This window comes from Gracilimonas sp. (genome assembly GCF_040218225.1).
Classification (GTDB): domain Bacteria; phylum Bacteroidota; class Rhodothermia; order Balneolales; family Balneolaceae; genus Gracilimonas.
Map to the genome: position 1 here is coordinate 348399 of NZ_JAVJQO010000004.1, position 12882 is coordinate 361280.

The 12882-nt window shown below is 44.5% G+C and carries 10 protein-coding genes; 5 read left to right on the forward strand and 5 right to left on the reverse strand.

From position 1 onward, the window contains the following. Positions 1-23: 23 nt before the first annotated feature. Positions 24-839, forward strand: coding sequence for an NYN domain-containing protein (locus tag RIB15_RS05535; protein ID WP_350201154.1), 816 nt, complete (start codon positions 24-26; stop codon positions 837-839). A 20-nt stretch (positions 840-859) separates the two neighbouring features. Here RIB15_RS05535 and RIB15_RS05540 read toward each other — a convergent pair whose 3' ends face one another. The 3 genes from RIB15_RS05540 to RIB15_RS05550 all read right to left on the reverse strand — a co-directional run bounded on the left by RIB15_RS05540 (position 860) and on the right by RIB15_RS05550 (position 6106). Then, positions 860-1345, reverse strand: coding sequence for a hypothetical protein (locus RIB15_RS05540; protein WP_350201155.1), 486 nt, complete (start codon positions 1343-1345; stop codon positions 860-862). A gap of 163 nt (positions 1346-1508) precedes the next feature. Then, positions 1509-1997, reverse strand: coding sequence for a metallophosphoesterase (locus tag RIB15_RS05545; protein ID WP_350201156.1), 489 nt, complete (start codon positions 1995-1997; stop codon positions 1509-1511). Positions 1998-2158: 161 nt separating this feature from the next. Continuing rightward, positions 2159-6106, reverse strand: a complete 3948-nt coding sequence (locus RIB15_RS05550) for a T9SS type A sorting domain-containing protein (protein ID WP_350201157.1) — start codon at positions 6104-6106, stop codon at positions 2159-2161. Between the two features lie 104 nt (positions 6107-6210). On the opposite strand from RIB15_RS05550, the gene RIB15_RS05555 reads away from it, so the two are divergent. The 4 genes from RIB15_RS05555 to RIB15_RS05570 all read left to right on the forward strand — a co-directional run bounded on the left by RIB15_RS05555 (position 6211) and on the right by RIB15_RS05570 (position 11645). After that, entirely contained in the window at positions 6211-6774 is a 564-nt protein-coding gene (locus RIB15_RS05555) for a sigma-70 family RNA polymerase sigma factor (protein WP_350201158.1), read from the forward strand. Between the two features lie 33 nt (positions 6775-6807). Then, a complete protein-coding gene (locus RIB15_RS05560; protein ID WP_350201159.1) occupies positions 6808-9000 on the forward strand; it encodes a protein kinase domain-containing protein in 2193 nt (730 codons plus the stop codon). A 45-nt stretch (positions 9001-9045) separates the two neighbouring features. Continuing rightward, positions 9046-9612 carry a helix-turn-helix domain-containing protein gene (locus tag RIB15_RS05565; RefSeq protein WP_350201160.1) on the forward strand — a complete coding sequence of 189 codons (567 nt, stop codon included), beginning with the start codon at positions 9046-9048 and terminating at the stop codon, positions 9610-9612. A gap of 83 nt (positions 9613-9695) precedes the next feature. Then, the gene (locus RIB15_RS05570) at positions 9696-11645 is read left to right on the forward strand and encodes a heavy metal translocating P-type ATPase (RefSeq protein WP_350201161.1); all 1950 of its coding nucleotides are present in this window, start codon (positions 9696-9698) and stop codon (positions 11643-11645) included. A gap of 12 nt (positions 11646-11657) precedes the next feature. Here the strand turns inward: RIB15_RS05570 and RIB15_RS05575 are convergent, their stop codons facing one another. Then, complete coding sequence (locus tag RIB15_RS05575) at positions 11658-12119, reverse strand: methyltransferase family protein (RefSeq protein ID WP_350201162.1); 462 nt, start codon at positions 12117-12119, stop codon at positions 11658-11660. Then, positions 12116-12877 (reverse strand): sulfite exporter TauE/SafE family protein, encoded by a 762-nt coding sequence (locus RIB15_RS05580; protein ID WP_350201163.1) that lies wholly within the window; start codon positions 12875-12877, stop codon positions 12116-12118. Before RIB15_RS05580 ends, RIB15_RS05575 begins: the two co-directional genes overlap by 4 nt. Positions 12878-12882: the final 5 nt, after the last annotated feature.

The window sequence follows — 12882 nt, forward strand, 5'->3', positions numbered from 1 at the left end:
ACTTAGCAAGCCGGGATATTATTATGAACACCAAGGAAAAAGTAGGCATTTATGTAGATGCTGTTAATGTGACCATGAATGGAGGATATGGGCTGCGCTATGACACCCTGCGCATGTTTGCCTGTCGGGGCGGGGGAATTGCTTCACGGCTGAATGTTTATCTTTGCTACGACTCAGAACGTCTCAAAGAAGACCATGAGTATCGTCATAAAACCCAGAGATTCTGTGAGGTGCTTCGGGATTTTGAATACAAAGTCACCGAAAAACCGGTTCAAACCTATACCAATCATGAAACCGGAGAAAAAATCTCAAAGTCCACCATCGATATGGACATGGCTGTAGACATGCTTGTACAGGCCGATCATCTGGATAAGATTGTTTTACTGAGCAGCAGCGGAAGCTACGTAAGCGTTGTCAATGCGATTCAAAATAAAGGGTGCAGAGTCGAATTAGTTGGCTTCGATAATGTATCATCCTCCCTTAAAAAATCCGTGGATTCATCTGTCTCCGGCTATTTGATTCCGGGATTATTGCCCATTGAATCTCCATACGAGTGGGGCAAAAATGGCTCGCGCGTTCGCGGGGTTTGTTATGATTTTACCCAGGATGAAGGCTATGGGTTCCTCCGCTTCTTAACCCGGAAAAATGATTGTCTGTGGATTACCGATTCCCGGGATGAAAGCTCACCCTATAAGACCGTCTTTGCACATGTTTCGCAGTTCGAAGATGACTTTGATACTCATTACCTGCCCAGCCGCGAACTGATTTTTGAGTTTGATGTAACTGAAAATGATAAAGGACTTATCGCAGAAAATATCGTGTTGGTTAGCGCTCCGTGATTTTGTTAATTGTTGAATAGTTATTCAATGGTCACACTATCATCATCAAAACCATCGTCTTTGCCTTCCTTCCAATCTTTATAAAAGCTTATCAGGTTTGAAACGGAATAAGTGAGCATAAAAAAGGCGATGAGATAGGCTACAGAATCCGGATTCATGATTATCAAAACGGCCGTGATAATAGTAATAACCCCGAGGATGGATAACTGCATCGCAAACAACATCAACAGGCCAAATAGCCCAAGGAAGCCGGCAAAGGTGATTGGTATGAGGTCCGGAAAAATGAAGATCAGAACTCCGGTTACAATAGGCAGGGCAATCATTGGAGACGGAAGGCGGAATGCCAAAAACATCAACCCAAGAGAAACAAGATAGGCTCCGGCTATCAGGTAGAGAAAGTTTGGAAAGATGAGGGTTAAGACCCCGGTTGCAAGCGTAAGTACGGCATTAAAGATTTGCCGTTGCCGTGATTTATGTTGAAAGCGTACCTGATAATGTTCGAACATGTTTTCCTTTTTATTAATGTCATCGCGAGTAATGTAATGAGCTTATCGAATAAATGACGTGGCGATCTTCCCGAAATATTTAGAATAGTGATTAGCCGGTTGCCGCGTAGTTCTGCATTCTAATCCAGGGTAAACCTGATTAGCTCCTCGCAATGACGTGCTTTTAATCCAGTTCCACAAACTCCACTTCTCGGGTTTCTGTATCCAAAAATGCGATGGAGTCTTTGCCGTCAAAACCGTTGGCTGTTCCCGGATTGATTACAATAGTCTCACCCACTTTTTCATATACCATTTCGTGTGTATGCCCGGTAATGACTACATCATAACGGCCCGACTCAATGAGGGAAGACGTAATCTCTGCATATGTTCCATGGTATACCGCTATGGTCAGTCCGTCTTCTTCCACTTTCAGGAAATCACCAGCAAGTTCTGCTCCAATATCTCTGAACTTTGATATCAGCAGATATTTATCGCCATCGTTATTGCCAAATATTCCTTTCAGATTCAGCCCTTCAAAGTGGTGAATCATAAACGGGCTGCAGTAATCCCCGGCATGCAGAACCAATTCCACATTTCGGTCTTTGAAAATCTTTACAGCTTTTTTGAGATTGGGAATGTGGTCGTGAGAGTCGGATATAATTCCAATCAGCATAACACTCGTTATTTGTTACTCGTTGATTCGATGAAACTCTTTCATCTATATCACAAATAACTAAAATTAATCCAAAGCTGAAAAGAAACTGCTAACAAAAAAGAAAGTGACGCAGAGCATTTTTTCCTTCGTTCTGCGTCACTCCAACCCCATTAACCCAGTTACTTGATAAGCGTTAATTTTTTGATCAGCACCGTTGAACCAGCTTGCAGACGGTAAATATACATTCCTGATGAAAGGCTTCCGGCGTTAAAGGTAACAGCATACTTTCCTGCAGGTTTGTTAGGTTCATCAACCAAAGCAGCCACCTCTCGTCCCAGCATGTCAAATACGCGCAGTTCAACAGCCCCGGTTACCGGCAAGTCGTACCTAATAACCGTAGACGGGTTGAATGGATTGGGGTAATTTTGCCTGAGAGCAAATTCGGCAGGAATACCACTCTCATTATCAACCGAAGTCAGTAATTTGGTAGTAAACGACCACACTTCACTCCACTCCCCGGTTCCATATTCATTGTTACCCCGTACCCGCCAGAAGTATTCCGTGTTTTCCGAAAGCACTTCAATGGTGGCTATGGTATCCTGATGCTCTTCGAGGTTTGTATGTAATTCCTCAAAGTTTTCATTCTCGGAAACTTCAACATCATAGTTTACAGCCAAACTAAATTGCTTTGATTTTTTATCAGGAAACCATTTCAGGTTGAGGCTCAGTTCAGTACCCATTGTTTCAGGCTCGGGGAGATGCAGCACAGGCACTTCCGGAAACGAGCTTGTTGGGCTGGTCGTGAAAGACCACACCTCGCTCCACTCTCCCGGGCCTTCTTGAAATACGGCCCGTACCCTCCAATAAAAGACCGTGCTTGGTGGAAATATATACACCGTGTGCGTGGTATCGACCAGCATATCAGTCCCGAAAACTCCTTCTGAAAAATCATCCACATAAGAGCCCCGGAATTCATAATTCAGAATCCCTGGCACTCCATGCCAGTTGAAAACTACCGAATCTTCCAAACCTGTAGCTCCGTTCCCGGGCAAACTCAACATTGGGATCAATGGTTGTTCTTCCTCTGTAGAAAAGGAGAAAACCTGACTCCAGGCACTTTCTGTGTTTTCTGATACGGCTTTCACTCTCCAATAAAGCTGCCTTGCCGGCGGTAGTTCAGGAATGAAAAGCATGGTGTCGGTAATTCCTTCTACAAAGAAATTATTCGGGTCGCTGAAATCTTCTGTCTCAGAGCCTTCAAATGTGTAACTGACTGCATTTTCTACTGAGCTCCAAACGGCTGTAACGGTATCTTTCAGCCCCTCTGATTCGTGCGCCGGGTAAAGCAGTTGTGGTGCCTCCAGCAGATCGAAAGCCGTTGTAAAACTAAATATATCTGACCATTCGCCCTCATGATACACACTGGTTCCCCGAACACGCCAATAGTACGTAGTCCCTTCAGTAAAAACTTCCGGAACCACTATGGAGGTGTCCTCATCGGAATAATTAAATACGATGGAAGAAAATGCTTCATCCTCCGCTATTCGAATCTGGTATTCTTCTGCATACTTATCGGAATGCCACAAGAAAGTTACCTCTAGCGGCAAGTCTTCTGCCTGATCAACAGGAGAAATCAACCCGATACTTTCCGGTTTGGCGCTGTTTTCCGTAGTGGTAAAGCTGAACACCTGGCTCCACTCACTTTCTTTCTCACCAACTATCGCTTTTACCCTCCAATAAAATGTTACAGAAGGAGGTAATGCGTCCCCAAAGAATGTAGTGTCTACAATACCTTCGACCATGAAATTGTCCTCGGAATTGAAATCCTCAACTCCGGAAACCTGCAGAGTGTAGCTATCGGCATCTTCAACAGAAGTCCATCGAATGGTAAGTGTATCCTCAATGCCAGTCGTGCCATCGGCAGGATTTAATAATCCCGGAGCATCGGGAAGTATTTCAAGAGTGTTAAAACTAAACGGCTGAGACCACCCAGCCTCTCCATATTGGTTGATCCCTCTCACCCGCCAATAATAAGCCATGCCTTCATCTAATATGCCTGAAGGAAAAAGGGTGTCCGGCACGGTATTGTCTGCAACCGGCGAAGCAAAAGACTCTGATTTATCAATCTGGATTTGGTAATCATCTGCAAATACATCGGAGTGCCACACAAAAGTCATTTCAAGGGGCTGATCGGGCGACATATCAAGAGGAAAAATTAACGCAATGGGATCAGGCATCATGCTACTTTCCGTCGTAAAAAAGCTAAATACTTCGCTCCACTCGCTCTCCTGTTCTCCTGAAATTGTTTTTACCCGCCAGAAGAGTTCTCTGTCTGGTGGAAGTTCAGGAATGAACAAGGTGGTGTCTGTAATTCCTTCCACATAAAAATTATTTGGATCGCTGAAATCTTCTGTCTCAGATCCTTCAAAGATATAGCTGTCTGCATTTGGAACGGCGCTCCAAACTGCGGTAACGGTATCCTCCAATCCAATCGCATTATCTGCTGGATAAAGAAGCTGAGGGGCAGAAAGAGGCGACTCTTCGGTAGTAAAACTGAACACATCTCCCCAGGCAACTTCCCCATAGTCGCTTAAAGCCCGAACCCTCCAATAATAAGTTGTACCTGAAGACAATGTTGCTGAAGTATAGGCTGTATCGGTTCCGGTATATGTGGCAAAAGGAGATGTGAACGTATCTGCTTCATCCAGCTGAAATTCATATTCATCCGCAAACACATCAGAGTTCCAGCTAAAGGTAATTTCAAGCGGCTGGTCTTCTGCCAAATCAGCTGGTGAAATCATTACGATATCGTCTGGCATAGAGCTGTTTTCTGAAGTAGTAAAGCTAAACGTCTCGCTCCAGTCACTTTCCTGATCTGTGGAAACAGCTTTAATCCGCCAGTATAATGTCAGGTCAGGAGGTAAATGCGAAATAAAATAAGAGGTATCTGTAATACCTTCCTCCAGCAGATAAGGCTCACCCGCATCAATGAAGTCTTCTGTTTCGGCTCTTTCCAGGGTGTAGCTATCTGCATTGGCAACCGTATTCCAAACCAAAGTCACGGAATCTTCAATGCCCGTAGCTTCATCAATCGGATAAGCCAAAACAGGGGCATCCAATGGAATAATTGGCGGATTATTTTTTAGATATGGATAAGAAACGCCTTCATCTATGGACCAGATCGTGGAAAAATTCCAGCTTCCGAAGTTCGACTGCTGTCTCATTTCTGCATCTGTCAGGCCGGTGCCAAATCCGTTGTCCGGATTTCCGCTATCTGTATTCCAATAGTTACCTATCTCATTACCCCCTCCATCCGTAGCTATCAATCCCCCGGTATCTGATGTGCCTGCCGAATACGTATTCGAGATGGTTCCGTTGTTGTACCCAACCAAGCCCCCGCTTGCACCATCAACCGTGCTATAGCTGTTGATAATGGTTCCGAAATTATTGCGGCCCACAAGTCCGCCGCTTGCAGCAATAGAAGTACCCTCTGTAAAACTTGTATTCACATTTCCGGATGAATTATTACCGACTAATACTCCTGAGTTGGTCCCGGATACGGATACATTTGCATAGCTTAAACTCACCGATCCATTTCCGGACCCATTCATCCCAACCAAGCCCCCGACATTTGAAACCCCAGCTACGGTTCCTGTAACCGAACAGTTGCTTACCGAGCCGTTTGAGTTTTCTCCCAGAAGTCCCCCTACGGCGCTGTTTCCGGTTACATCTACATCCACAAGGTGGACATCAGCAAGCAAAGCGTCTGTATCTATATAGCCGAACAACCCTGCCCGCACCCCGGCACCTATCCGCTGCATATAAAGCCCGGTAATCTTATATCCATCTCCATTATAGCTTCCTTCAAATTCATTGTTAAACTGGCCAATGGGTACCCAGCCTAATCCCGAATTATAAAAATCCCCGGCGGGATCATCCCCTCCTAAATCAATATCAGCTGTTTGGATAAAGTGAGAAGTAAGATGGTTCCGAACTTCATTTAGCTGAGCTGCTGTGGCTACAAGATACGGGTCACCGGGGGTTCCCGATCCTCCGGCAAATTGGGCGAAAGTTTCCAGTGGCAGCAAAACCGTCATAACCAGTACAAATCCAATTCCTTTCCACATAATAATTCCCCTTGATTGATATTTCAGTTTTAGATTACTTATTGGTGTGTGTTACTGTGGTTTGCGTAAAAAATGGGCGACCACATCAAATAAATTTTCCGGATGTGAAAAGGGATGTAACAGAATTACTCATCGACTGGAGAGAGGGCGATAAAGAAGCTCCCGAAGAAATATTTCCACTCGTTTACCAGCACTTAAAGAATATAGCGAAGGCTCACATCATAAAAGAGAATAATGAATTCACCCTTCAGCGCACCGAGCTGGTTCACGAGGTCTTTTTAAAGATGGCCGATCAAACCCGGGTTAACGCATCCGACCGAAATCACTTTTACAGCATTGCCTCCCGATGTATGCGGCAAATTCTTGTTGACCATGCCCGAAAGAAAAACAGTGAGAAACGGGGGGGCGGAGAAAAAGCAATCACCCTCGATGAAAATCTCGCCGCTGATGCTGCTACCGCTTCAGACATCATACATATTGATGAAGCCCTCAGCAAGCTCGCTGATCTGGACAAACGCATGTCGAAAGTAACCGAACTTCATTTTTTTGGCGGATTGAGCATCCCTGAAACCGCAGAGGTAATGAGTGTTTCCACCAGTACCATCGATCGCGAGTGGAAAAAAGCAAAGCTTTGGCTTTACCAGTTTATTACTGAACAAAAAGACTGAGGTGTTCCGGATTTTTTTACGCATACCGATAAAATGGATGAACAACGCTGGCATACGATTAATAAAATTCTGGATACAGCCCTGAGCCTCCGGGAAGAAACACGTTCCGATTACGTGCGGGAAACCTGCGGGGAGGATGCTATTCTGGCTGATGAGATTCTGGCCTTGTTAGAAACCCTACCTAAAAGTGATGCATTCTGGAAATCAAAGAAAGGGTTAAACGAAACACTGCTCCATAACTATAACCAGACTTTGTCTGATCAATTCACTCCTTTCCGGATAGGAAAATATCAGGTTTCGGAAGTTATCGGGCAGGGTGGCATGGGCATGGTGTATAAAGCACATCGTGCAGATGGTGAGTTCGAGCGATCTGTGGCTATCAAAGTGGTAAGTGAATATTTTACTTCTGAAGGAATGCTGAACCGCTTCCGGCAGGAGCGACAGATATTAGCCAAACTAAATCACCCCAATATTGCCGTATTATTTGATGGCGGTGTTAGTGAGGCCGGCCGGCCTTATCTGGTTATGGAGCTTATTTCCGGAAAACCTATTACTGAGTATTGTGAAGATAAAAATTCAGGGCTTTCCGAACGGATTGAGTTGATCAAAAAATTGTGCTCAACTGTCCAGTATGCCCATCAGAATTTGGTAGTACATCAAGACATTAAGCCCTCTAATGTATTAGTTGATGAACGGGGTGAACTGAAAGTTCTGGACTTCGGAATTGCCCGGCTTTTGGAAGATTACAATGCCACAGATTCTACCGCACAATTGATGAGCTTACAGTATGCCTCTCCTGAACAGGTTCGTAATGATGTCATTTCCACGACTTCGGATGTGTACAACATCGGGCTGATTGCATACGAGCTAATTGCCGGGAAAAAACCTTTTGATCTCTCTGGATTGAACCGGTCTGAAGTCAAAGAAAAAATCCTCAATGAACATCCCGCCCCACTTCCTGCTACCATCAGTCGTGATCTTGAATCCATTATTCTGAAGGCCCTTCAAAAAGATCCAAAGAAACGCTATGCTACCACAAATGAGCTCTTTGAGGATTTGCTCAATTTTCAGCAGCACTATCCGGTAAAAGCAGCATATAATGGGATTTCATATCGGATCACAAAGTTTTTAAAACGAAATCAAAGGATCGCTGCTATTGTGGGCTTTGTGATTTTAGCAGCGACTTCCTTTCTGTTTTATCACCTTCGAACCATTTCATCAGAAAGGGATAAAGCTCTTGAAGAAGCTGAAAAAGCGCGAATTACCAGTGCCTTTATGTCGGGCGTATTTGAGAATGCTGACTATACCCGCGATAATGAAACGGCCATCACTTCCAACCAGTTTCTTGATGATGGCGTTGAATACATTCACCGGGATCTTGGGGACTACCCCGATGTACAGGCGAACTTGCTCGAGACCGTGGCTCGTATTCATCACAATCTTGGAAATCTGGATAAGGCTGAAGCACTGTATTTAGAAGTTGCTTCTATCAGAGAAGAGCTTCCTTCAGATCATCCCGAAAAACATCTACTGGCTTCTTGTTATCACAACTTAGGTGATTTTTACCGGGATCGGGGAAACTACTCCAAATCAGAAGGCTATTTCATTCAGGCATTAGAACAAAAACAAAACAGTCCTGACATTGAGTTTGCCTCGCTCGGAAATACCATGGAAGCATTGGGGTGGACCTGGTTTATCCAAGGTAAAACTTCAAAGGCCGACTCTATTCTAAGTATTGCCCAGTCCGGTTATGAATCTGCCCAAATGACCGAAACTATCTTGTACTCTAACGTGCTACAAAATCTGGCTTGGATTCATTTTTCAAACAATGATGCACAAAAATCAGACAGCCTTTTCAGAGCTGCACTCAGCTTAAGAGAAGAACTTCATGAAAGCAACGCCCCCAATGCCTCCAGAAAAGTGATCGCTCAAACCCTGCACAGTCTCGGCTGGGTTACTTTTGTTCAGGGTAATCTTGATGAAGCGGCCAGTTTTACCGAACGTGCAGTCGAAATAAGAGATCAAACGCTGGGCCGAAACCATTTTGAAACTGCCTGGAGCCTGAATAACCTTGGGCTGATCGAGAGAGCCCGCAATAACAGGGATCGCGCCGGAAAGCTATTACAAGAAGCCTATGAAATCAGAAAAGAAATCTTGGGCGAGTCTCACCCGCATACCATTCAGAGCTTAAATAACCTTACCTTATTTGAGCAGGATCTTAAGTAAGTTCATTATTTGAACGAACTCCCCGCTTTAATAAGTTTAGATGGTATGAATGAAAAACACTTTCACATAAAAAACATGGTGTGCAGCCATTGTGCAGAAGTTCTGGAAGAAAAACTACTGGCCGCTGATTTTGAAATTCAGAAAATTGAGCTTGGTCTTCTCACCCTATCAAATCCCGTTACCCAAAACGAATATGAACGCCTAATACAGGTGGTAAGAAATAATGGTTTTGAAATTATCAACGATAAAGGAAGCCGTATTGTAGAGCAGATCAAACAGCTTATTGTAAAACTGGTTCGTACTGACCAGGAGTTAGAGGGCAACCTTTCGGATTACCTCTCTAAAAAAATCAACAAAGACTACCAGCAACTCAGCCGGCTTTTTTCTAATGTGGAGGGCAAATCCATTGAACGTTATTATATCTTACAAAAAATAGAGCGGGCTAAAGAACTCATCGTTTATGGAGAGCAAAGCCTCACAGAAATTGCTTACGAATTAGGATATAGTAGTCAGCAGCATTTTTCCCGGCAGTTCAAGAAAGAGACCGGTCTATCCCCATCACATTTCAAGGACGTGAAAGAGAATAAACGCATCTCCATTGACAAACTCTGACAAAATCCTGCACAAGAATTACAGAATACTGCAATACAAGAAGTCTGGCTAAGGCTATTTTAGGATGAACTAAGTTTTTATCCATGATTTCATTCCTAAAAAAATACAAAGAAGTAGCCGTTGCCTCCGTTTTTTTGATTTTAGCGCTGGTTGTTCAGCATGCCTTATCATTTCCAAGTCAGGAGTTTGTGTATATCCCTCTTTTTGTGCTTTCCTACCTTTTTGTGGGCGGACCGGTATGGATAAAAGCCTGGCAGTCAATGAGAAAAGGGACCGTTTTCAGTGAATTCTTCCTGATGGGCATTGCCACAGTCGGAGCGTTTGCTCTGGGAGAATATGCTGAGGGAGTAGCGGTAATGCTGTTCTATATGATTGGAGAATATGCGCAGCACGGGGCGGTTACCAAGGCCCGTCATTCTATTCAAAAGTTGCTTGATCAGCAACCGGATATAGCCACGGTAGAGCGAAACGGAGCAACCTTAATGGTTCATCCTTCACAAGTTAATATTGGTGATGTCATTCAGGTCAGGCCGGGTGAAAAAGTCCCTCTGGATGGAGAGCTGCTTTCAGAAAAAGCTTCCTTTAATACGGCTGCACTGACCGGCGAATCGAAGCCCATGAACCGGACTTCTGGGGAGGAGATTTGGGCCGGATCCATCAACCAGAACACTCCTGTAAGAATTAAGGTAACCAGTAGTTTTAAAGACACCAAATTATCACACATCCTGGAGATGGTGCAGGAAGCCTCACAACGTAAAGCGCCCACTCAGCGCTTCATGACAAGGTTTGCTAAAGTTTATACGCCCATCGTCGTATGGCTGGCTGTTGCGGTCACTTTTCTGCCTTACCTTTTTGTTGAGTCTTATGTATTTCAGGAATGGTTTTATAAAGCACTCGTTTTTCTTGTTGTCTCCTGCCCATGTGGATTGGTGATTTCCATCCCGCTGGGCTATTTTGGCGGCATTGGTGCGGCTTCAAGAAATGGAATCTTATTGAAGGGCTCTGACTACCTGGATCAGCTTCGAAAGATGAATACGTTGTTCATGGATAAAACCGGAACCCTCACAGAAGGCTCCTTTGAGGTGCAGGATGTCATCACTCATAACGGGGTCAGCAGTGATGAAATCATTGGCATCGCAGCTTCTCTTGAACAACACTCCACTCACCCGATTGGAAAGGCTATTCTTGCCTTTAAAAACGGACAAACCCTTCACGAAGTCGAAAACCAGCAGGAAGTTTCGGGGAAAGGACTAAAAGGCATGATCAACCAGCAACAAGTTTTAGTTGGAAACCATGATTTGCTGGCAGAACACGATGTGGAAATCTCGAACGCCAACTACTCCAAACCTTATACTTTTGTACATGTAGCCATAGATGGAGAACACGCAGGCACCATAACTATATCCGACCGGGTTAAAGAAGACAGCAAGCGAGCCATCGAAGATCTCAAGGCAAAAGGAATTCAGCGATTGGTCATGCTTTCCGGTGATAACCCTGAAGTGGTTTCTTTTGTAGCCAATGAGCTTGGGATTGATGAAGCCTATGGCGGACTTCTTCCTGATGAAAAATATGAGAGGGTGGAAGAAGCCCTTGGCAAAGGCAATATCGTGGGCTTTATGGGAGACGGAGTGAATGATGCGCCGGTAATTACTCTGGCTGATGTAGGTATTGCCATGGGCGGTATTGGTTCTGATGCTACCATCGATACAGCCGATGTGGTCATTCAAACCGATCAGCCCTCCAAAGTGGGAAAAGCCATAGATATATCCCGATTCACCCATAAAATTGTATGGCAAAACATTGGCTTTGCCCTGGGCATCAAAGTGTTGGTAATGGGGCTTGCAGCCGCCGGCCTGGCCTCGATGTGGGAGGCTATTTTTGCTGATGTAGGCGTTGCCCTTATCGCGATTGCCAATGCAATCCGGGTTCAAAACAAATTTTCTGAAGATGGTTCAATATTCGACTTATTCAGGAAAGGGAATAAAGTTTCGGAGCCTGAACTTGCTGCGGTTTCTTGCTGTGATGCTTGTTAATTTTTAGATACTTCAAATCCAGCGCCGGACTTCCTCTTTGTACTCCACAAACTCCTTCCCAAACTTTTGCTCCATCATTTCTTCTTCGGGTTGAACCTGGAATATATTCATGTACCAAATAAATAACGCAGGGATCAACATGGTGAGCCCGTTTCCAAATTTCATAACCCCGGCCAAAAGAATAAACACCATGCCGAGATACATCGGGTTTCGGGTAAAGCGGTAGATTCCTGATTTGACAAGTGCAGTGGTATTCTGTGGCTTATGTGGATTAACCGTGGTTGATTTTCGACTGAATTCAATCACCCCAAGAAGTACAATCGAACCACCAACCAGAACAAGGCCGCCAAACAACCAATCCGGAAAGTCAAAAGTTGTTGGTTCAAAATTGAGCCGCTTATCTAAACCCCACATCAACCCGATGCATATCAAGAAAAGAAGTGCCGGCGGGATTTTTAATTTGAGCCATTTCATAGTAATCCTGTTTTAGATAAAATCATGTAAGATCCACTTATAACCATAACGACCAGCACGTATTTTCGGAAGGTATCATCGGTCATAGAACTTAGTAGCTTTTTCCCAACCAGGTTTCCTGCTGTGGCTCCCAACCCTAACACGATTCCCAATATCCATAAGTCGCCGTATAGCGCTCCTAAAAAAGAATACGTTCCAATCTGTACAATCCCCATAAAAAAGGAATTGGCTGTTTTGGTAGCGATCATTTCTTCTTTCAGAATCCCTGCGTTGAGGTAAAACGGATTAAGTACCGGGCCAAGTCCGCCCACGATAGTTGAAATGGAAGCCACTCCCACCCCAAGCGGAAGCCAGTACCACTTCTTCATTCTGAAGGTGCGTTCTTTTTTCCCAAACCGATATTGAAAAACCGTGCTCACCAAAAAGACACCAATAATAACCTGAAACCAGCTTGCCTCTACCTTGGTGAACAGCCACCCAGCGATTAACACACCGACCACAGCAGCCGGGGCATACCACCTGACAACATCCCACCTGATATCATCCCAGAAAATAATGAGCCGTGAAGGACGACCAATCAAATCTCCAAGGTTGATTATAGGCGCCACTACTTTCGGGCCAAACATAAAATTAATGGCAGGAATCAAAAGGAGTGAGCCGCCACCGCCTGAAATCACAGAAATGATGTAAGCACCCATCCCTGCAAAGAAGACAGCTGCGTACATCCACCAGGGCTCTGTAAACAGGGATTCTATCATGAATG